Source organism: Gilliamella sp. B3801, from assembly GCF_026536645.1.
Taxonomy (GTDB): domain Bacteria; phylum Pseudomonadota; class Gammaproteobacteria; order Enterobacterales; family Orbaceae; genus Gilliamella; species Gilliamella apicola_I.
In genome coordinates this window covers 15963-36394 of the sequence record NZ_JAFNNR010000007.1, presented here as the reverse complement: position 1 = coordinate 36394, position 20432 = coordinate 15963, and the positions used below count along the sequence as shown (strand labels likewise).

19 protein-coding genes and 3 tRNA genes are annotated in these 20432 nt (G+C 33.2%); 8 read left to right on the top strand and 14 right to left on the bottom strand.

What is annotated here, in order from left to right; translation table 11 throughout:
- Nucleotides 1-2: 2 nt before the first annotated feature.
- The 7 genes from J3U14_RS07590 to J3U14_RS07560 are packed head-to-tail and all read right to left on the bottom strand — an operon-like array spanning nucleotide 3 to nucleotide 5634.
- The gene (locus J3U14_RS07590) at nucleotides 3-1001 is read right to left on the bottom strand and encodes an SIS domain-containing protein (RefSeq protein ID WP_267350004.1); all 999 of its coding nucleotides are present in this window, start codon (nucleotides 999-1001) and stop codon (nucleotides 3-5) included.
- Nucleotides 998-2083 carry an SIS domain-containing protein gene (locus J3U14_RS07585; protein WP_267350006.1) on the bottom strand — a complete coding sequence of 362 codons (1086 nt, stop codon included), beginning with the start codon at nucleotides 2081-2083 and terminating at the stop codon, nucleotides 998-1000. The genes J3U14_RS07590 and J3U14_RS07585 overlap by 4 nt, the downstream gene beginning before the upstream one ends.
- A gap of 13 nt (nucleotides 2084-2096) precedes the next feature.
- Nucleotides 2097-2918, bottom strand: coding sequence for a PTS system mannose/fructose/sorbose family transporter subunit IID (locus J3U14_RS07580; protein WP_267350008.1), 822 nt, complete (start codon nucleotides 2916-2918; stop codon nucleotides 2097-2099).
- Nucleotides 2899-3735 carry a PTS mannose/fructose/sorbose/N-acetylgalactosamine transporter subunit IIC gene (locus J3U14_RS07575; protein WP_267350010.1) on the bottom strand — a complete coding sequence of 279 codons (837 nt, stop codon included), beginning with the start codon at nucleotides 3733-3735 and terminating at the stop codon, nucleotides 2899-2901. Before J3U14_RS07575 ends, J3U14_RS07580 begins: the two co-directional genes overlap by 20 nt.
- A gap of 17 nt (nucleotides 3736-3752) precedes the next feature.
- Complete coding sequence (locus J3U14_RS07570; protein WP_267350012.1) at nucleotides 3753-4220, bottom strand: PTS sugar transporter subunit IIB; 468 nt, start codon at nucleotides 4218-4220, stop codon at nucleotides 3753-3755.
- A gap of 11 nt (nucleotides 4221-4231) precedes the next feature.
- Nucleotides 4232-4915 carry a GntR family transcriptional regulator gene (locus J3U14_RS07565; protein ID WP_267350013.1) on the bottom strand — a complete coding sequence of 228 codons (684 nt, stop codon included), beginning with the start codon at nucleotides 4913-4915 and terminating at the stop codon, nucleotides 4232-4234.
- Entirely contained in the window at nucleotides 4912-5634 is a 723-nt protein-coding gene (locus tag J3U14_RS07560) for a GntR family transcriptional regulator (protein ID WP_267350015.1), read from the bottom strand. Before J3U14_RS07560 ends, J3U14_RS07565 begins: the two co-directional genes overlap by 4 nt.
- Before the next feature lie 403 nt (nucleotides 5635-6037).
- Here J3U14_RS07560 and J3U14_RS07555 point away from each other — a divergent pair, with 403 nt between their 5' ends.
- Nucleotides 6038-6898, top strand: coding sequence for a hypothetical protein (locus tag J3U14_RS07555; protein ID WP_267350017.1), 861 nt, complete (start codon nucleotides 6038-6040; stop codon nucleotides 6896-6898).
- Nucleotides 6899-6994: 96 nt separating this feature from the next.
- Here the strand turns inward: J3U14_RS07555 and J3U14_RS07550 are convergent.
- The 3 genes from J3U14_RS07550 to J3U14_RS07540 form a co-directional block, all read right to left on the bottom strand.
- A tRNA-Pro gene (locus J3U14_RS07550) sits at nucleotides 6995-7071 on the bottom strand.
- A gap of 26 nt (nucleotides 7072-7097) precedes the next feature.
- Nucleotides 7098-7173 (bottom strand) — tRNA-His (locus tag J3U14_RS07545).
- Nucleotides 7174-7297: 124 nt separating this feature from the next.
- Nucleotides 7298-8602: a serine dehydratase subunit alpha family protein gene (locus J3U14_RS07540; protein ID WP_267350018.1), complete on the bottom strand. Its 1305-nt coding sequence runs from the start codon at nucleotides 8600-8602 to the stop codon at nucleotides 7298-7300.
- A gap of 333 nt (nucleotides 8603-8935) precedes the next feature.
- On the opposite strand from J3U14_RS07540, the gene J3U14_RS07535 reads away from it, so the two are divergent.
- Together J3U14_RS07535 and J3U14_RS07530 are read left to right on the top strand one after the other, a co-directional pair.
- On the top strand, nucleotides 8936-9616 hold the full coding sequence (locus J3U14_RS07535; protein ID WP_065558131.1) for a response regulator transcription factor: 681 nt from the start codon (nucleotides 8936-8938) through the stop codon (nucleotides 9614-9616).
- Nucleotides 9617-9634: 18 nt separating this feature from the next.
- Nucleotides 9635-10936: an ATP-binding protein gene (locus J3U14_RS07530; protein WP_267350021.1), complete on the top strand. Its 1302-nt coding sequence runs from the start codon at nucleotides 9635-9637 to the stop codon at nucleotides 10934-10936.
- A gap of 25 nt (nucleotides 10937-10961) precedes the next feature.
- On the opposite strand, the gene J3U14_RS07525 is transcribed toward J3U14_RS07530, so the two are convergent.
- The gene (locus J3U14_RS07525) at nucleotides 10962-11708 is read right to left on the bottom strand and encodes a M15 family metallopeptidase (protein ID WP_267350023.1); all 747 of its coding nucleotides are present in this window, start codon (nucleotides 11706-11708) and stop codon (nucleotides 10962-10964) included.
- Between the two features lie 91 nt (nucleotides 11709-11799).
- Between J3U14_RS07525 and J3U14_RS07520 the strand changes: the two genes are divergently transcribed.
- The 3 genes from J3U14_RS07520 to J3U14_RS07510 are packed head-to-tail and all read left to right on the top strand — an operon-like array spanning nucleotide 11800 to nucleotide 14262.
- A complete protein-coding gene (locus J3U14_RS07520; protein ID WP_267350024.1) occupies nucleotides 11800-12981 on the top strand; it encodes a bifunctional tRNA (adenosine(37)-C2)-methyltransferase TrmG/ribosomal RNA large subunit methyltransferase RlmN in 1182 nt (393 codons plus the stop codon).
- A 31-nt stretch (nucleotides 12982-13012) separates the two neighbouring features.
- Nucleotides 13013-13627, top strand: coding sequence for a hypothetical protein (locus tag J3U14_RS07515; RefSeq protein ID WP_267350026.1), 615 nt, complete (start codon nucleotides 13013-13015; stop codon nucleotides 13625-13627).
- Nucleotides 13628-13686: 59 nt separating this feature from the next.
- A complete protein-coding gene (locus tag J3U14_RS07510; RefSeq protein ID WP_267350028.1) occupies nucleotides 13687-14262 on the top strand; it encodes a manganese efflux pump MntP family protein in 576 nt (191 codons plus the stop codon).
- 197 nt (nucleotides 14263-14459) lie between these two features.
- Here the strand turns inward: J3U14_RS07510 and groL are convergent, their stop codons facing one another.
- The 3 genes from groL to J3U14_RS07495 all read right to left on the bottom strand — a co-directional run bounded on the left by groL (nucleotide 14460) and on the right by J3U14_RS07495 (nucleotide 17028).
- Nucleotides 14460-16103: a chaperonin GroEL gene (gene groL / locus J3U14_RS07505; protein WP_065558075.1), complete on the bottom strand. Its 1644-nt coding sequence runs from the start codon at nucleotides 16101-16103 to the stop codon at nucleotides 14460-14462.
- Between the two features lie 47 nt (nucleotides 16104-16150).
- Nucleotides 16151-16444 carry a co-chaperone GroES gene (locus tag J3U14_RS07500; protein ID WP_034915350.1) on the bottom strand — a complete coding sequence of 98 codons (294 nt, stop codon included), beginning with the start codon at nucleotides 16442-16444 and terminating at the stop codon, nucleotides 16151-16153.
- A 146-nt stretch (nucleotides 16445-16590) separates the two neighbouring features.
- The gene (locus tag J3U14_RS07495) at nucleotides 16591-17028 is read right to left on the bottom strand and encodes an FxsA family protein (protein ID WP_267350031.1); all 438 of its coding nucleotides are present in this window, start codon (nucleotides 17026-17028) and stop codon (nucleotides 16591-16593) included.
- Nucleotides 17029-17185: 157 nt separating this feature from the next.
- Here J3U14_RS07495 and J3U14_RS07490 point away from each other — a divergent pair.
- Nucleotides 17186-17261, top strand: a tRNA-Phe gene (locus J3U14_RS07490).
- Between the two features lie 1234 nt (nucleotides 17262-18495).
- Nucleotides 18496-20415 carry a DUF262 domain-containing protein gene (locus J3U14_RS07485; protein ID WP_267350033.1) on the top strand — a complete coding sequence of 640 codons (1920 nt, stop codon included), beginning with the start codon at nucleotides 18496-18498 and terminating at the stop codon, nucleotides 20413-20415.
- Nucleotides 20416-20432: the final 17 nt, after the last annotated feature.

The window sequence follows — 20432 nt, the reverse complement described above, 5'->3', positions numbered from 1 at the left end:
TTTTAGTAATCTAAGCAACGATAATAACGACGGATTGACATTGGATGACGATTGAGGTGTTCGACATAAGCATCAATTCGGTTATTAATAGCACGAAAAACAAATGGAGATAAGTGCCCCCGATATTTTTCCGAAATACCTGGCAATTCATAATCTTTAGTATCAATTATGGTGTAATTAGCGCAGATTTGCGGTAAAAATTTAGCTACTCTTTCACTAAGTGAGCGCTGACTATCTTCACCAACGTAGACAGTAACAGCCGTATCCCTGTCTATAATTTCTAATGTTCCATGAAAAAATTCAGCAGATTCGATTGATTTTGAACGTAACCAATGCTGTTCTTCCCAATAACACATAGCGTGTGAATAGGTTGCTCCCCATTGATTACCGGCTCCAACAAAGTAATGCATGGCATCATCGTGATGTTTTTGCGCAACGTCTTGTCCAAAGGCATCGGCTTTTTTGGCAACAGCAACAATGTTTTTAGCAAAGTGCTGATCCATTTGTTGATAAAATTCATCATAGTCTGGAAATTCACCGGCTAAATACATCAGTCTGTCTGCGGTCATAAAGAATTTTAACTGTTCATTCATCGGATAAGAAATAACGTGATCTACCATTTTGCCTAATGGTGAATCAGCATTATCTAAAAAGGCTAATACCGTTGAGCCGACTTCTTTTTGAATTTTATCGATAGCCTCAACGACTTCTTGTGTTGAGCCAGTCACGGAGGAGATGATTATTAAAGAATCTTTGGTTATTCGCTTATTGCCAGTTACCAAATATTCCGCAGCATGTTGCACAAAAGTTTCTAGTTCAGATTTTTCTTTCATATGAACGACGGCTTGCATTGATGAAGCATAAGTGCCACCAATACCTAACCAACAGATATTACGATAACCTCGTTCATGAATCTGATCAATAAACTGATTAATAAACGGACGTAATTTTAATGCGCCATTCATACTGTTAAGCTCTTTTTGTTCGTCAAATTTTCTCATACGGTGCCCCTCTTAATTTTGGATTTAGTGATTTTATCAAATTCTGGATATGTTGATTTTTCTAGATTATGACCCTTTAACTGGGATAGTTGGTAACTGAGTAGATGAATAGGAATAGTCATAAATAATGATGTTAATAATTCATCACAATGGATATCAAAGTTTAGATCGTGCTCAGTAATAGAATGCGAGTGCTGTGCATACAGGGTTATTACCTGTTTTACATAGTGATTCAAAAAGGTTTTTAATGCTACGGCTCTTGCTTCTAATAATCCTTTTGGTTCAATAAATATGATGTAATCATCAGGATGTAAGCCAAGATAAGGGCCATGCATGTACTCATCCAACTCTTTTCCGAACGCCGTGTTACGAACCGTTTCGGTGAATTTAGTTTCTCCTTCACGGGCGACACCATAAGTTGCCCCATAGCCAATAAAAATCACTCGTTTAGCGTGATTAAATTGTCTGAGATGATGATTTACCCATGATTGTGATTGTAGGATAACTTGTGGCAATGATGTCGTAATATCCTGTATTTGTTTAAGATAACTTTCAAATTGTTGCTTATCCAAATACCCTGTTTTTTGACCAATAATTAACGCTATCAACATTAAATCAAGAATAATGACACTATAGCCAGCACTGACATAGGGCATTTCTTCAACAGGCATCCCCATTGATAAAACATGATTGCTGATGTTATATATCGGACTGTTAGAATTGCTAGTGAGGGTATAAATAGTTCGATTTTCTTTAATAAATTGTTCAACCAAATGAATGGTAGAATAGCTTTCCCCACCTTGTGATATGGCAAAATAGAGCGTATGAGCGTCATTATAGTGTAAGTAATTCGCTGCCATTGAAGGATCTTCAATATAAATAGGGATTTTTAATATTTTACTCATCAATGGTCTGGCACCATAAGCGGCGTTGGCACTTGATCCTGTGGCAAAAATGACAATCGATTGAAGTGACTTTTCAGTATTTAAATCAATCTGATCAGCAAATAACGATTGATAATGATCTAATATGCTTTGATAAAATTCTGGCTCTAAGGCGACATAGTCTGCGATACTTTTCATTTTTATTTCCTAATTATCCCAATAATCCACTCCATGCCCCTAAAATCCCGATTGCGGCAATAAGTAGAAGTATCCAATGCGCTTTAATCCCTTTTTTGACTAACATGAAGATGAATAACGTAAACATCAAAGGCAAAATTTGCGGTACAATTCCGTTGAAGATATCTTGTAGTGAGGCTGAATCATCGCCAGACCCAATTTTTAACGGCATATTTAATGTCACCATAGTAGCAACCATGGCGCCAACCACACATAGCCCTAACACTGATGCTCCATAAGATAACTTATCCATTAAACCTGTCTTTTGAACCTTTTCAATAAAAGATGCGCCAATGTTATAGCCTATAAGTAAACCAAAATAACGGGCTAAAATGGCAGGTACATTAAAGATAAGTAAAAAAAGAAGTGGACCTAGAATATTACCTTCCAGTGCTAAAGAGGTACCAATACCTGTTGCAATAACGCGTAATGTTCCCCAAAAGAACGAATCCCCCAGACCACTTAAAGGTCCCATTAGTGCAATTTTGACATCGTTGATGGCACTTTTATCAAAATCATTATCGGTGGCATTTTGTTCTTCCATGGCAATACAAATACCTAGTGGAAAAGTGATTAACCATGGTGTGACGTTATAAAATTCTAAATGTCGTTGATAGGCATCAGTGAGTTCGATTTTATTATGACTGTAAATCTTATCTAAAGCTGGTCGCATCGCATAGGAATAGCCTAAGTTCATTTGTCGTTCATAATTCCATGACCATTCAGCGGTAAATGAACGCCAAAACGTTCTGGATAACTCCTTATTGGTTATTAGTTTAGAACTCTTCATTTTCATAATCTATCTCCTGTGCAGCTACCGTATTGCCTGTATTGGTGCTGAGTTTTTGCCCGCTTTCTTCTGTTATCATCTTTTTGCCATTAAATGCCGAATACCCCGTCAAAATGAGCGCAAGACATCCCCCAAAGATAGCCACACCGGTGACGGGTACTTTCATATAAACGGCAAGTGCAAAACCAAAAATAAAGAATGTTACATTGCTCTTTTTAATCATGATTTTCATTAACATCGCAAATCCAAATGCCGGTAGTAAGCCAGTTGCAATACCTAATCCATCAATAATAAATTTAGGTATCATTTCCAATAGACCATTCACCGCAGAACTGCCAAATAGATAAGAAAGTCCTACGACTAAACCGATTGGCAGATTGATTGAAAAGAATCCACCTAATAAATTCATTCGATCCATACCTTTACCATTGCCTTCACTGGCGTATTTATCTGCTTTATGAACAAAATAAGGAAGAATAAAAAGAAAACATAAGTTTTTAACCAATAAAACTAATGACGCAATAGGAATACCTAACGCCAAAGCAATTTCGGTGCTTTTACCAGCCCCAATGGCGAAAGCGGTACCCAATATACTGCCTGATATAATTTCGGGTGGAATAGAAGCGCCAATAGAAAACGAACCTACAAATGCGAGTTCTAATGTAGCACCAATAACAATACCTTGTGTGATGTCGCCCATGACTAAACCAGCTAAAGTACAAGTAACAAGTGGTCTGGATAACATTGATGAACCTAATAAGTATTCACCATTGGCTAACATCGCAATCAAAGCTAGAACAACAGCTGTTAATTCGATACTCATATTTTTGTCCCTCTTAACTATTTTTCAAATTTTTGCTTTGATTCGCTTGGGACTTGTTGAATATAGATCTCAATGCCGTCTTGTTGTAATCCTGTTAATAAATCCGCCTCAGTATCAGTTAAATTAATTGTTTTAGAGTAATTTTTTGTCACTTCTCGAGGTTTAGTACCACCTAAATTTAGGCTACAAACTTTTCCTTGCGTGGCTCGAATGAGTTTTTCAGCATCTGCAACGGATTCAACGACAATTAACATTTGATATTTATCTGTTACGCCTGAATTGATCGCCTCAATACTGTCATCAATTGACTTCATCACTAATTTTGCGTTTTCTGGTTTAGCTAAACGAATAGCAGATTTACGTAATTCGTCATTAGCCACGACATCATTAGCCACTAAAATAGTGTTTGCACCAACATTTTCGAACCATGAAACAACTACCTGGCCATGTAATAAACGGTGATCTACACGTAATAATTTAATCATTGATATACCTCCTAGGTGAAATCGACCACATATTTAGTATTACTAGCAAACTTGTACTCAAGCGCAATCGGTTCGTTATTAATATCAAAATAGTGATTAGTAATTTTAAAAAATGGGGCGTTAATATTGATACGTAATTGTTTGGAAAGTTCAGCATTGGCTACCATCAATTGCAAATCTTGCTCTAATTTATCGACTTTTTTCTTTCCCGAATTAATGATTTCAAGTGCTGATAGTACCTTGATAATGGAAAGCTGAAAGTCTGGAAAATTAGTTAACGGTAGCAAAAAAATGGTTTTCGTTACGCTATTTGTTGCTATCTCCAAAAAACCAATAAAGTAGATAAGTTCCGTTGATTTTATTTTTAATAATTGGCTGTAATAACAACCTGCTTGCCTGAGATAGGCTTCTTTGATCTGCTTTTTATGATTTGAATAAGCTTGAGGTTTAATTATGCCTGTCATTTCTAAAATCGTTTGGGTTGAAAGTGTAGGAGCGACAAATAATCCAACCCCTTTCTTTCTGACCACCATATTTTTTTCAACTAAACGATCAATCGCTTTACGGACTGTGGTTCGACTGACTTCATAATCTTTTTGCAACTGACCTTCTGGCGGTAACTCTGCACCCACACTATATTGTCCTGTACTTATCTGCTCCATTAATTGGAGTGCTAATTTTTCAAATAACTTCATTTGTATTCTTCCTGATAATTAAAGATATTTTTTGCAGATAAGTGATATTTAAATCGATTACCAATTAAGTACTGGTCGGTGTGTTCAAACGGTTCAAAGTCATGATCATAACTGTAACTTGATACTTTATAGATAGGTGTGCCTTCAGTAATTGCTAAATATTTGGCTTTATCGTTGAGAGCGACTTCGTATGCGATCTCTTCTCGACCATGACTGGGTATAACATGAAAATGTGTTTTTAAATATTCATAAAGCGAAACATCATTTAAATCTTGTTTAACTAAATCTTTAAATTTTTTAGAAGGAAGATAACTTATTTCATAAGATAACGGAGTTTTATTCAATAAACGTTGTCTTGCTATTCTGATTAATCGCTGATTTGATTTAAAAAAGGTGTTTAATTCGGTAGGCATTGGAATGATATCATTAGAGAGTACTTTAATTTTGATGTGAACATCATCTTCTTTTTGGCACTCTTCAGTAAACGAAGACATTTTTAGCATATTCATTTCAAAGACAGTATGATTAGGGAGATGGTGATCTTCCTGAAAAACATCACCTTCCATCATTAAATCACTTAATGCTCTTCTAACTGTCGTTCGACTTACCCCAAAATATTCGGCAAGCCCTCTTTCTGTCATTATTTGACTGATTATTTTAGGATTTGCTCTAATTTGTTCTTCGACTTCAGTTTTGACTGCAATATCACGGTATTCCAAAGATCACGCTCCATATTTGGGCTTTTTTATCCAATAGATATATCTTTAACAACCAATTACTGATTAAAAATTATCTAAAAAAATACATGCCGTCAATTTTAAGTACCAAAAGTGTTGTCATGATCACAATATTTTTTATTATCAACATAAAATCAAAATAATAACTCGTAATATGCATTAACGAATATGTTGAATCATTAAAATTGAAAAACTACGGATAATTAAGATGAGATAGGTGATACTTTAAATAATAAATAGAAATGATTGTGTTATAAAGTTCATGAATTTATTATATAAACATAAGTATAATGAAGAATTTTGTGCAGAAATGACTATTTTTTAACATTATAAAATATGCCGATAGGATAATCTGTTTTATCATTGCTTTAATAAGGGGAAAAGGATGATTAAAAAAATAATTTTCTTAATTCTATGTTTATTTAGTGCATTAGCCAAAAGTGATGAGTTTGTTTGGAAAATAAATTTTGATGGAAAGTTTAATATTCCTCATCTGAACTTAAACATTGATGGTAAAGATATTGAGGTTACCTTAGACACAGGTGGTAAAGAAGGATTATATTTACCATTAGATTTTATTAATAATATCGTTGATAAAATTGAACTTTCTGAAAACAAAAAAAGTATTGATTTATCAGGTAATATAAATATAACAAGATCTTTTATTGCGAATAATTTAGTCATCAATTCGCTAATATTTAAAAAAGTTAATGTTATTGAATATAAACCATGGGGTTTAGCCATATCAAGTAACAATGAAAAAGAAGAAAGTGATGATTTCCCTGCTATTGGATTAGGTTTATTTGATCAATATGTTTTAACCTTAAATTTTCCTAAAAGTGAAATTATTATTTCAGACGATATAAATTTAAGTTTAGATAACACATGGGTTGAATTACCTTTCCGTTTAATGGATGAAGGTTTAGTTATTGAAATGTCAGATGATTATAAAAATTACCAAATGATATTAGATACCGGAGCAAGCTTATCTATGATTAAAGCTCAATCCCTTTCACCTGAATCAATTAAAATTAAGGATGAAAATAGTGATTATCAATTTGTTGAACTTGGTGTGAGCTACGTTTCATCGGATAAAGTGGAAGCGATTATTCTCGATTCTCTTCCACCTGAATTCCAATCAGATGGGCTTTTAGGTATTGATGTACTACAAAGTCATTTAATTAAAATAGATTTCAAAAATAAAAAATTATGGATTAAACCGTTTAAAACAGAATCGAGTAATTAATCTATTATTGGACGAAAACCGCATATTAGTCCTTATTTTACTAAAACGCAGATAATAAAAAAACCCACTTAAATAAGTCGGTTTTTATATCTAAATTGGTCGGCGAGAGAGGATTCGAACCTCCGACCCACTGGTCCCAAACCAGTTGCGCTACCAAGCTGCGCTACTCGCCGTTAGATTTACTTATGCATGGCATAAATGGGGTGGCTAATGGGACTCGAACCCACGACAACTGGAATCACAATCCAGGGCTCTACCAACTGAGCTATAGCCACCGCTGAAGTAGGACGAAATATTACGCATAAAAAATAATATTGTCCAGTATATTTTTAAAAAAATTGACCAATTGGTTATATAAAAACCGCAACAGTGTTTAACTCACTAGAATATTTGAAAAATTTATGCTTTGTGAGACATAATATGAATAATTTGTGTGTCGGTAGCTTTCATGCTGTTACTGACAATTGCCCCTAAATTATTAATTGATGTTTCAACACTATCACACACAATCCCTTCCTTACCCGTTACCCGAATACGACTCAAAGCCATTAATACCGCTTTATAGGCAGAGGATACGGATGTCGAAACTTTCATAGCACAACTATTAGATGCACCATCACAAATAATACCAGATAAATCACCTATCATACTACAAATTGCCATATCTACCGGTTCATACTCACCTTTGCCTAGTAACCATGCCATTCCTGCCGCTGCCCCCATAGCTGCGGTTGAAGCGGCACAAAGCGCAGATAACGGCGGATATTTACTATGTATATAAATTGCAATGGTATGCGATAGAATAAGCGCTCTGGCTAATTGCTCTTGCGTGACATTTAAATGTTCAGCCACCACAACTACTGGCATGGTCGCTGTAATACCTTGATTGCCTGAACCTGAATTGCTCATCGCAGGCAATGTTGCACCGCCCATTCGAGCATCAGATGCTGCAGTTGTACGAATAATTACTTTAGATAATAAATCATCTGCCATTAATCCATTTTTAGTATGCTCACGTAAAGTGGTCGCAATACTTAGACCATAAGCCTGTTTTAATCCTTCTTCAGATAAAGCATCGTTTAATTTTGCTGCCTCTAAAATAAATTTTATATCGTCAAAATTAGCATAGCTGGCAAATTCATAGATTAATCTAACCGTCATTTGCTTTATGATAAGATCATCGTGAGATAACGCTTGATTAACTGAATCGGTTTGGTAAAGAAGATCACCATTTTTTTCAATTAATATCAAATGAGTATGCGTGTTTTCAATACAGACTTTGACATGATCTGTTTCAGTGTAAACATTAGCCTCTGCATAAATTGCTTTATGATTATCTGCAATTTGAACACGTACCTTACCATTAGTGAGCATTTCTTTTGCTTGTATAATTTGCGTTGAAGTGATGTTTTTTAACACTTCAAGCCCAGCATCTGCATCACCGCCTATTGCACCAATCGCAGCGGCAATAGGTAAGCCAACCATACCGGTACCAGGAACAGTGACACCCATTCCGTTTTTCATTAAATTTGGCGAAACATAAGCTTCAATTTTTTTTATGTTATTTTTGTCAAGATATTGACAAGCAACCGCTGAAGCAAATGCCAAAGAAATAGGTTCAGTGCAACCAAGTGCTGGTAAAACTTCATGTTTTATTAATTGAATTAATGCTTGCCATTGTGTTTGCTGTTTAGATTCTTCCATTCATCAATCTTAATGTTATTAGTTGAAAATTTAACAATTTATTTATCAATATTTTATTATATCTTAAGCTATATTTGAATGATGATATGACACAATCTCTATATAATAGTGCAATTTTATAGCAAATTAGATTAATCAAAATAAAGTGTTATTCAATTTCATTTAAATTTTGATTAAAGCTATAGCTAAACTAACATTTTTTAAACAATTAGGTAGTAAATTAAATAAACAGCAATCGTTCAAAATATGTAATATTTTAGTAAAATTACCTGACATTTTTTTTATTATTGCAATAATATAACTACCTATAATTATATAATAATGGCGATTATGATAAATATTTTATTAATTGATGATGATATTGAATTATCACAGATGCTAAGTGAGTATCTGACTAATGAAGGCTTTAATATCAAAAGTGTTTATTTAGGTAAAGATGGTATTGAAGAAGCCTTATCAGGCAAATATCGAGCTGCAATCTTGGATGTAATGTTACCCGATATTAATGGAATTGATGTTCTTAAAAGTATTCGTCAGCAATGTAATATGCCTGTTATTATGTTAACCGCTAAAGGCGATAATATTGATCGTGTTTTAGGGTTAGAATTGGGCGCAGATGATTATATTCCAAAACCTTGTTATCCACGCGAATTATTAGCAAGACTGCGTGCTGTTTTACGTCGTTTTGATGAACGTTCTGTTGAGTTGGTCGATGATAAAAAATACCATTTTAATGGCTTAGTATTAGATTTACCGCAACGTTTATGCACTTGGAATGGCCAAGTGATAGATTTGACATCAACCGAGTTTAATTTATTAGTATTATTGGTAAAACACAGTGAGCGCGTGGTCACTAAAGAAGAGTTATCTGAAATAGGTCTTGGTCGAGCTCGTGAACTTTATGATCGTAGCGTCGATGTGCATATCAGTAATATTCGCCAAAAACTTCATCAAGTTGCTCAAAATGTAGTAACTATTGAAACTATTCGAGCTGTTGGTTACCGAATCCGTTAATGTGATAATAGGCTTGAGATGAATCGTCGATTATTTTGGAAAATACTCATTATATTTTGGGTGATTTTCTATCTTACTTTTCAGTTAACCTGGATTGCATTTTCTTATTATATAGAAAATAAAAACCAACGATTTCTCAATCATATGCCGACAAAAGTCGATATGATCGCTCAATTATTACATGTAGCAGGTGAAAATGAAACGTTAAATTTTGTTGCTCATCTGCCTGAACGCGAGCGAGTTTTATTATCAATAAAATTGATTTCTCCTCAAAACGATCAAATCAATATCATTACGGATGAATTAGAACCACCAAATTATATTTATCAACGTACAGCAGTTGCCCCTGATGGAACGCTTTATGCGGTTTCATTTAGGGAAGATAAAGACAAAGACGATCAAGTCAAAAAAGCCCTGTTTAATATGCCAATGCCAATTGTGTTAATGGGAATTTGTGTGGGATTAGTATTTAGTCTCTTTTTGGCTTGGAACTTAACCAGACCAATGAAACTATTAAGGCAGGGCTTTTTCAGAGTTTCTCAAGGTGATCTCTCGGTTAGATTATTCAATAAACTTAAACCACGCCATGATGAGCTTAGCGAATTAGGCAAAGATTTTGATATGATGGTTGAACAACTCAATATTTTAATCTCAGACCGCCAAGCTCTTTTGCATGATGTATCACATGAGCTTAGAACGCCACTTGCTCGCTTACAATTAGCCATCGGATTAGCTCAACAAAATAAGCAAAATATTGATACCGCATTAGCAAGAATAGAATTAGAATCTGAACGATTAGATCAACTTATTGGTGAAATATTAAATTATTCACGTGCTGAAATGAATAATCGCACAGATGAATATTTTGACCTAAAAGATTTATTGCGTGTGGTCATTAATGATGCAAATTATGAAGCGAATCACCAATCGATAAATGTTCACTTCATTTCATCAGCGATTATTCATTCTATTGTTAAAGGTAACTCGGAACAAATTCGCCGTGCAGTTGAAAATATTATTCGTAATGCAATTCGTTTTTCAAAGCCGGGACAAGAAGTTAATGTATCTTTAAAAGAAGTCGGTAAATACCTACAAATTGAAGTTAAAGATCGTGGTCCTGGTGTCGATCCAAATAAACTATCGAGTATTTTTGAACCGTTTGTTCGCATTCAATCGCCTCAATTAGGTAAGGGTTACGGTCTTGGTCTTGCAATAGCCAGAAAGACGTTCACCATGCATAATGGCACTATTCAAGCAACAAACCGTGACCATGGTGGACTTACGGTGACAATTCGCTTACCTTATTGGCGAAAGCATTAATCAACCATGCATATTCATTTACGGATTAATAGCAATCAGTATTAACCGTTAAGACAAATTCTTTCACTAATCTTTCTAAATCAATTTTATCGTGACCGATGAAATTCAAGACTTGTGTGATGGTGCTTGGTTCATTTTCTAATAGTGTTTTATATTGTGCTATATATTGGCTAGCGATAGGCTTATAGGACCAATGCCACTCTTCTGGCTGATAGCCTCCATTTCTTCCTTCGTTAAACGCTTGGCAAAAGCCATACTTAGGTAAATTGTCCTGAAGCCATTGATATAAAATTCTACCCTTTTTATCATTTTTGAAATAATCTGATGAAACACTGGTAATATCGATATCCGTTCCCCAATGATGACGAGATGTACCAGGCATTGATGAATATTTTAGTATTTCTTCAGCAATTTGTTCTGGATCATTAAACTGATTGGACAATTTATCCCATTTACGCTGCCAAATTGAGTTTTGATAGGTGTAATTACGTGTAGCACTTACGATAATAAACGGAATATCAGGATGTGCTTTTTTAAAAGCTTGATAAGCTTTTATAAGCTGCTGAGTGGGTTCCTTTTGAAGATACATGCCCTTTTTATTGACAGGTAACATGGTAGAATCTAATGCGACAAAATTATTGTCAATCTTTTCATCAAACTGTCCAATTAGTTTGTTAAAAGGTATAGGTTGTGCCATAGTAAACGTTGAATATAAAAATAGGGTTAATGTTAAACAGAAAATATGGATATATTTTGCTGAATTTGTTTTCATTATTAATATTCTATTAGCCATATAAAGGGAAAAACAGTATAATCCTTTCCTTAAATTTTTAAATAGCCATAATGTGTAAAAACGAGGCCATATGTTAACACCTGCTACACCAAATACGTCTGTTAATTGTGCAGATGCATCCAATCTTAATACAACTAATCCTAAAAGTGAAAAAATAAATTTACTTGATTTAACTCGTCAACAATTGAGAGAGTTTTTTATTTCATTGGGCGAAAAACCATTTAGAGCCGATCAAGTCATGAAATGGATCTACCATTTTGGGATAGATGATTTTGATCAGATGACCGATATCAACAAAAAGTTACGTGAACATCTAAAATTAATCGCTGAAATTAAAGCACCAGTAATTGCAATGGAACAGCGCTCATCCGATGGTACAATAAAATGGGCGTTAGATGTTGGTGATAACCAGATGATTGAATCTGTTTATATTCCAGAAAGAGATCGTGCAACCCTCTGTGTTTCATCACAAGTTGGCTGTGCTTTAGCGTGCAAATTCTGTTCAACCGCACAACAAGGCTTTAATCGTAACTTAACGGTATCTGAAATTATAGGTCAAGTATGGCGAGCATCGAAAGTCATTGGTGTAACCGGTAAATTAGCAGATAGACCTATTACTAATGTGGTCATGATGGGTATGGGAGAGCCTTTACTCAATTTATCGAATGTCGTACCAGCAATGGAAATCATGTTAGATGATTTTGGTTATGGCTTATCAAAAAGACGAGTAACCCTATCGACTTCTGGTGTTGTTCCTGCTTTAGATAAATTAGCAGGTATGATTGATGTCGCCTTAGCTATTTCATTGCATGCGCCAAATGATAATATACGTAGCGAAATTATGCCAATTAATCAAAAATATAATATGGCAATGTTACGCGACTCAATTTTACGTTATCTGTCGACATCAAACGCTAATCATGGAAAAGTAACGATTGAATATGTATTACTTAATCAAATCAATGATAGTGTTGAACATGCTCATGAACTTGCTAAATTTTTAAAAAACGTTCCAAGTAAAATCAATTTAATACCTTGGAACCCATTCCCTGGTGCTCCTTTTTCAAAATGCTCAAACACACGTATCGATCGTTTTATGAAAACGTTAATGGGATATGGATTTACAGTGATTGTTCGTAAAACACGTGGCGATGATATTGATGCGGCTTGCGGTCAGTTGGCCGGTGACGTCGTTGATCGTACTAAACGGACTTTATATAAAAAGCAAAATCTTATTAAACAAACAGCATAACGATCATGGTAAATTAATAAAGGTATAGTTGATGAAAAAAATACTCATATTACTAAGCTGTTTAGCATTATTAACACTATCAGGCTGCCAAATAAATGGTAACGAAGAGTTCGATCCCGAAGCGGCAGCTTTTGCAAGAATGCAATTAGGATTAGGATATCTAAGCAAAGCAAATGAATCGGAAGATAACATTAAAGCTGCACACTATAATCTCAAATTAGCAAATCAATATTCACCCAATAACCCACAAATTATGCTAGCTATGGCAATGTTTGATCAGCACGTTGGTGAATACAATGAAGCAGAAATGATTTATAAACGCATTACCCTTATGCAACCAGGTAATGGCTTATATCATGTACATTATGGATCTTTTTTATGTGGTCTTGGACGTTATCAGGAAGCACAAAAGGAGTTTGAAAAAAGCCTTGAATATGATCGCCATAATTGGAAAGCCGATACCTATGAACAGTATGGATATTGTGCAATCCAAAATGATGATAAAAAAACAGCTGACTTAATGTTTAAACAACTTTTCCAATATGATGCAAAACGTCGTGAAACGGTTTTAAAAACAGCTGATCTTTATCAAAATAAAGGTGATAAAAGAATAGCGAGTTATTTATTATCAGTTGTTGAACAATAAAGTACAACCCTATATTAAATAATCGTGTATCCCAATAATTATAAACAAGAGCATATGTCATGAGTTTTTTGACGATATTTTTATTAGCAATGGCAATGTCTACAGATGCTTTTGCGGTTGCTGTTTGTCGTGGAATTTCATTTAAATCGACTCCCTTTATTGGCGCCTTAAAAGTTGGTATTTTATTTGGTGTCGTTGAGGCAATCACACCATTGCTAGGTTGGCTCATAGGCATTTTGACACTGCACTATATAGAGCGTTGGGATCACTGGGTAGTATTTGCTGTCATGTTATTTTTAGGCATTAGCATGATTTATAATAGTTTTAAAGAAAGCGACGAAGATTTTTCTGAAAAAGAAATAGCTTCTTCAAAAAAATCTTTCCTTATCCTAATTTTTACCGCTATTTCGACTAGTCTGGATGCATTTGCTGTTGGAATTAGTTTAGCATTAGCTAGCGTCAATATTTATATCGCAGCAAGCATGATTGGATTAGCAACCTGTGTCATGGTAACTATAGGTTTATTACTAGGAAAAAAAATTGGTTGTTTTATCGGAAAACAAGCCGAGATTTTAGGCGGATTGGTGTTAATTGCGATTGGCGTAATAACACTTTATCAGCACCTTTCAAATTAAATTCGCAAAATTCAATACTCTTTTTCATATTCCAACATACATTTAATTTTAATTTGTTAATTTATTCAAACTTGTCAAAGAAAAAAGTTTTTTTGATAAAAAATGATAAAGGGAAAAAATTGATTTGTGAATATAAAAAAACTACCCGCGTAAACGGATAGTTTTTTCAAATATTTAGTTTGTGTGTAAGGAAAGAATTACATCATTCCGCCCATACCACCCATGCCGCCCATACCAGCAGCACCTAAATCAGCTTTATCATCTTTAGGTAAATCAGTAACCATACATTCAGTTGTGATCATAAGACCAGCAACAGATGCAGCATATTGTAATGCACTACGAGTTACTTTAGTTGGATCTAAAATACCCATAGCAATCATATCACCATACTCTTCAGTTGAAGCATTGTAACCATAGTTACCTTTACCGCCTTTAACTGCGTTAACAACAACAGATGCTTCTTCACCACAGTTAGTGACGATTTGACGTAATGGTGCTTCCATTGCACGAAGTGCAACTTTGATACCTACGTTTTGATCTTCATTCGCACCTTTTAGCTCAGCAATCGCTGAAGCAGCACGAACTAACGCTACACCACCACCGGCAACAACACCTTCTTCAACAGCAGCACGAGTTGCATGTAATGCATCTTCTACACGTGCTTTTTTCTCTTTCATTTCAACTTCAGTTGCTGCACCAACTTTAATTACTGCAACACCGCCAGCTAATTTAGCCACACGTTCTTGAAGTTTTTCTTTATCGTAATCAGAAGTTGATTCTTCAATTTGTTTACGAATTTGTTCAACACGAGCATTAATTAAAGACTCTTCACCCACACCATCGATGATAGTAGTATTGTCTTTATTGATAACAACACGTTTAGCTTGACCTAAATCTTCTAACGTTGCTTTTTCAAGCTCTAAACCGATTTCTTCTGAAATGACAGTACCAGCTGTTAAAATAGCGATATCTTGTAACATTGCTTTACGACGGTCACCAAAACCTGGTGCTTTTACGGCTGCAACTTTAACAATACCACGCATAGTATTCACAACTAATGTTGCTAATGCTTCACCTTCAACATCTTCAGCAATAATTAATAGTGATTTACCCGCTTTTGCAACCGCTTCTAATACCGGTAATAATTCACGGATATTAGAGATTTTTTTATCAACTAATAAGATATATGGACTATCTAATTCAACCGTTGCTGTTTCTGGTTTATTGATGAAATAAGGTGATAAATAACCACGATCAAACTGCATACCTTCAACCACATCAAGTTCGTCTTGTAAACCTGTGCCGTCTTCAACAGTAATAACACCTTCTTTACCTACTTTTTCCATTGCTTGCGCAATTAAAGTACCCACAGTTTCATCTGAGTTAGCAGAAATAGTACCAACTTGTGCAATTGCTTTAGAATCTGCACATGGAGCTGATAATTTTTTAAGTTCTTCAACGGCTGCAACGACTGCTTTATCGATACCACGTTTTAAATCCATTGGATTCATTCCTGCAGCCACTGCTTTTAAGCCTTCGTTAACAATAGCTTGAGCAAGCACAGTTGCCGTTGTTGTACCGTCACCAGCAGCATCATTTGCTTTCGATGCCACTTCTTTAACCATTTGTGCACCCATATTTTCGAATTTATCTTCTAATTCGATTTCACGAGCAACTGAAACACCATCTTTAGTGATAGTTGGAGCACCAAATGATTTATCTAAAACGACGTTACGCCCTTTAGGACCCAAAGTCACTTTTACTGCATCAGCTAATACATTCACGCCTTGAAGCATTTTAACGCGAGCGTCATTACCAAATTTTACATCTTTAGCGGCCATCTTCGTATTTCTCCTAAATTCTGTATATAATTTAAATTAGTTGCCAGTTATGCTTGTACAATAGCTAAAATATCGCTTTCAGACAGGATAAGCACTTCTTCATTATCGATTTTTTCTGTTTTAACGCCATATCCTTCATTGAAAATTACGATATCACCAACTTTAACATCTAGCGGTTGTACTTGACCATTTTCTAAAATGCGACCATTACCAACAGCTAAAACTTCACCACGTGTTGATTTACCTGCAGCTGAACCTGTTAAAACAATACCGCCAGCTGATTTTGATTCCACTTCTTTACGTTTAATGATCACACGATCATGCAATGGACGAATTTTCATTAGTTATCTCCTAGCACTAATATTTAAATAGATGATAATTAAAAATAAATCATAAAATTATGATTTTAAAATGTAGTGAAGTTTACATGGGGGTCTTTTTTATATTCTTCAAGTGAGGAATTTCAAAAAAATGACCAATTGATTATTTATTCATCATCTTTCCGAATAAATTCTCCTTCAATAATCTCATCAGATTGATTAAAGGATCTTGATGAATCAACGCTAGATTGAATAGGCATTTTTTTTAAAATTAATTTTACTAAATAATTTTGTACGTAAGGAATTAATAAAATCACTCCTAATATATCAGTCAAAAATCCCGGAATCAGCAGGAAAAAACCAGCAAATAGCAAAGCGACATTTTTAATTACTTCGTTTTTCAAACTTTGATGATTAGCCATTTTTTGTCGCATAATACTAAAATTCTTTAAACCTTGTGTTTTAACTAAAGAAAACCCAATAAAGGAAGTAGCAATAATACAAATTAGCGCAAGGAATACTCCAATTGAATCAGCAACCTTTATGAAAAAACTAATTTCGAAATAAGCATAAATGAAAAAAAGAATACACAAGAAATATCGCATGTAACAATTCCCTTAAAATAACGTGATATTGTTATATATTAGTAATAATATAAAGCTAATAAGTTATTTTTCAACCAAACAAACTATTTTTTTAAAAATATATCACAAAAAGAATTGACGAATTATCACAGATCGTGTTTAATACACCTCCATTGTTGCCCGGATAGCTCAGTCGGTAGAGCAGGGGATTGAAAATCCCCGTGTCCGTGGTTCGATTCCGCGTCCGGGCACCAATCCTAAAAGAACACCAGCGAAAGCTGGTTTTTTTGTGTTTAAAGTCTTTTCATAAGCATTTCCACTTGTTTGAATGTTTAATTTTTGTAAATGGAAAAACAAAAATCATTTTGAATAAAAATACATCAATAAAATCACAGTAATAATTGATAAATAGTTTTGTACTCTTATAAATTAATTAAAATTTCTTCGTCTCACTAAACCTTGTAATGACGTAATAAACGAAGCTAAAGTATAAACTAATTACTAAATTTTTATCAGGCAATAGCTAAAAAGCTTAATAGGTACCACTTTTATATCAATGTTCAAAAATATTTTTCATCTTGATTCCTCTAATAGCTTAATCAATTAAAATATTAAAACTAATCATTTAAACTCCTATTATTTAGGAGATAATAATAGTGGGATTGATAGGTATGTGATCAAAAATTAACTTTGTCACCTTTACGTTAAAAAATGATATCTAATTATAAGTTAAATCGATTCTTTAGCCACAAGATATGAATTGAACTAAAGACTGTTCCTAAACCATTAGAACAATATTTTATACTAATCAGCAAAACTCAAAGTAAATTATGAAAAGTTATTTTAGTAGTATTAACTCATTAGTATTTACTGATATCCAATTATATTACTGAATATATTAATTTTATAATTTAAACAATTTTGCATGTAAGCTTAAAAAATAGATTTGTTTAGAAATCGAAATTTATAACAAACCTTTTAATATCTTGAAGTAAATTTATTAAATTCTGCAGCTAATTTTATTTACCTACAGATAACTTAGATTACATACAAGATTTATATGATGCCATTAATTATAAACTTTAATTGACTACTGCTAATATTAATTTGATCTAAAAAATCAGGTAAATCGGTTAATAACTTATATTATGAAAAATATAAGTAAGAGTGGCGTTTCATCCAATGAAATGAATTTTATTTTAGTAATGATGGAAAAATGATAGCTGAAGAGTATTGTATGTCGTTACAAATATTTTGAATGATTAATTAGTAATGTAAAAAATTATGTACAATTTTTTAAGTTATGTCATCTGAAAACTTTATTTTAATTCATATTATGAAAATTTTATAATATTTTCATTAATTTTTTGTATTTAAACTGTATTTTTTTTGTTAAAAAAACTATTATAAAAAAATTGAACTTAAAAATAATTTTACCATATTTTAATTACTGGACGGTATAAAAGTTGATAAGTAAAAGGACTATAAATGAATAGTTTAGAAACAATGTTTAGTGGAAGAGTATATAAAATTCCCAAAAACCAAAGAGGTTATAGTTGGACGAAAAAAGAAATTCTAGATCTTTTTAGTGATCTAGAATTAATGGGAAATAAAGCTCATTATTTAGGTACTATAATTTATACAAAAATAAATACAAAAGATGGCGCTTTCTCAGATGAAATAACCCACATGCCTACATTTCGTTTTATTTTAGAAGATGGTCAACAAAGATTAACTACTTTTTTATTAATTATTAATGAGTTAAGAAGACGATTTCTTGAATTAGATCAAAGAGAAACGGTTGAGTCTGAAAAGTTGAAAAGTTTAATTGTTTACAGTGATGGGTCAGAAAAACTTAGAATCGAAAATGAAAATAGAGTTTTAAATGAATCTTTAAGTCATTATTTACTAGGATATCCTTCACTTCCAGCAGAAAAAATTTCTCCTATGCGATGTTTAGAAAATGCAAAAATTCAGATCGCTGAAATAGTAAACTTAATTCAAACAAGAGAAGAATTAATAAAGTTAAGAAATAAAGTATGTCATCAAATTCAGATAATTAGTGTCGATCTTGCTGATGCTAGTATTGATAGATATCTAACATTTGATGCTATAAATTCAAGAGGATTACCTTTATCTGAATTTGATAAAATAAAAAATTTTTGTATTTTGATTTGCGAAAAACGAAGTATAAAAATATCTCCCGACGAAAACTGGTTTCGAGCCATTTCTAATTTGGAAAAATTTGGGGTTAGCTCTAGAAATAATGAAAATTCTTTCATATCGGAGTTATTTTCTATTTATCATGGTTATAGTATTGGGACAAATGAAGTTCATAATAATTTTGTCAATGAATATCGAATTCTTCTAGAAGGAGAGAACACACAAAAGGAAATAAGTTTCAAAGGGTTTATAGAACATTGGATTAATTATTCTGAAGCTTTTGGTTTTATTAACTCAAAATATAAAGAAAAATTTTACGGTCAACTATGTTCAAAAGAATCAGGCGTTTGGCTAGACAGATTAGATAATTTGGGATTGCAAGGCATTACAAGAAAAATTATTACATCAGCATATTTGTTATATGCTAATAATTTGAGCAAAAACGATTTTGAAAATATCTGTCGAGCTTGTGAAATATATACATTCAGAATGCATGGATTACTTCGATATAGGGTAGATAAAAATTCAAAAGCAATTTTAGAGTTAGCCAATAAAATTCTGAAAAAAAATAAAACTACTATCTATATTATATCTCAAATCGGCTATCTATTAAATCAAAGTGCAAACCTTTCAGATTCTGTTTCTAAATTATTATCAGGTGAAATAAATTATAAATCCAGCATTAACTTATTATATTATTTTTTATATGAATTAGAAATTGGTCTATCGTCTCGATCTGTTAAACCTATTCCTTGGGCAAGGGCTGATGAGGATAAAAAAGAATCAATAGAACATATCTTACCACAATCTCATAGAGATGCTGATTGGTGGGAAAGCCATTGGCCTAATGAGTTAAAAGCAGAACAATATGTTCATCGCTTGGGAAACTTGGTTATCACAAAAGGCAACCAGGAATTAGGAAGAAAATCAATTAAATTAAAATTAGATGATCCTAATGGTTCTTATTCTTACAATTATAAAAATGCGACTAATTCCGAGAAAGAAATAAAAAAATATACAGATGGTTCTACATGGAAAGAAAGTGAAATCCTAAAAAGGGAATTAGACATGATAAAATTTTCTATTGAACGCTGGTCTATCCCTCTAAAAAATGATAACGGAATAATTAATATTCCCGAATCATATAAAGAGTTTGTACCCAAATGTAAAAATTTTAATATTTATTTCGAAGACGCATTAAACTTAGTTGCTGATTGTCATGATGATATAGAAGAATATGAATAAAAAAATTATATGAATTA

What these genes read in the sequence shown, in the direction of transcription:
- J3U14_RS07580 (WP_267350008.1), bottom strand. Translation starts at nt 2,918, where the DNA reads ATGAAAATGAAGAGTTCTAAACTAATAACCAATAAGGAGTTATCCAGA.
- J3U14_RS07515 (WP_267350026.1), top strand. Translation starts at nt 13,013, where the DNA reads ATGAAAAAAATACTCATATTACTAAGCTGTTTAGCATTATTAACACTA.
- J3U14_RS07540 (WP_267350018.1), bottom strand. Translation starts at nt 8,602, where the DNA reads ATGGAAGAATCTAAACAGCAAACACAATGGCAAGCATTAATTCAATTA.
- J3U14_RS07500 (WP_034915350.1), bottom strand. Translation starts at nt 16,444, where the DNA reads ATGAAAATTCGTCCATTGCATGATCGTGTGATCATTAAACGTAAAGAA.
- J3U14_RS07565 (WP_267350013.1), bottom strand. Translation starts at nt 4,915, where the DNA reads ATGAAGTTATTTGAAAAATTAGCACTCCAATTAATGGAGCAGATAAGT.
- J3U14_RS07510 (WP_267350028.1), top strand. Translation starts at nt 13,687, where the DNA reads ATGAGTTTTTTGACGATATTTTTATTAGCAATGGCAATGTCTACAGAT.
- J3U14_RS07590 (WP_267350004.1), bottom strand. Translation starts at nt 1,001, where the DNA reads ATGAGAAAATTTGACGAACAAAAAGAGCTTAACAGTATGAATGGCGCA.
- groL (WP_065558075.1), bottom strand. Translation starts at nt 16,103, where the DNA reads ATGGCCGCTAAAGATGTAAAATTTGGTAATGACGCTCGCGTTAAAATG.
- J3U14_RS07575 (WP_267350010.1), bottom strand. Translation starts at nt 3,735, where the DNA reads ATGAGTATCGAATTAACAGCTGTTGTTCTAGCTTTGATTGCGATGTTA.
- J3U14_RS07485 (WP_267350033.1), top strand. Translation starts at nt 18,496, where the DNA reads ATGAATAGTTTAGAAACAATGTTTAGTGGAAGAGTATATAAAATTCCC.
- J3U14_RS07520 (WP_267350024.1), top strand. Translation starts at nt 11,800, where the DNA reads ATGTTAACACCTGCTACACCAAATACGTCTGTTAATTGTGCAGATGCA.
- J3U14_RS07570 (WP_267350012.1), bottom strand. Translation starts at nt 4,220, where the DNA reads ATGATTAAATTATTACGTGTAGATCACCGTTTATTACATGGCCAGGTA.
- J3U14_RS07495 (WP_267350031.1), bottom strand. Translation starts at nt 17,028, where the DNA reads ATGCGATATTTCTTGTGTATTCTTTTTTTCATTTATGCTTATTTCGAA.
- J3U14_RS07555 (WP_267350017.1), top strand. Translation starts at nt 6,038, where the DNA reads ATGATTAAAAAAATAATTTTCTTAATTCTATGTTTATTTAGTGCATTA.
- J3U14_RS07530 (WP_267350021.1), top strand. Translation starts at nt 9,635, where the DNA reads ATGAATCGTCGATTATTTTGGAAAATACTCATTATATTTTGGGTGATT.
- J3U14_RS07525 (WP_267350023.1), bottom strand. Translation starts at nt 11,708, where the DNA reads ATGAAAACAAATTCAGCAAAATATATCCATATTTTCTGTTTAACATTA.
- J3U14_RS07585 (WP_267350006.1), bottom strand. Translation starts at nt 2,083, where the DNA reads ATGAAAAGTATCGCAGACTATGTCGCCTTAGAGCCAGAATTTTATCAA.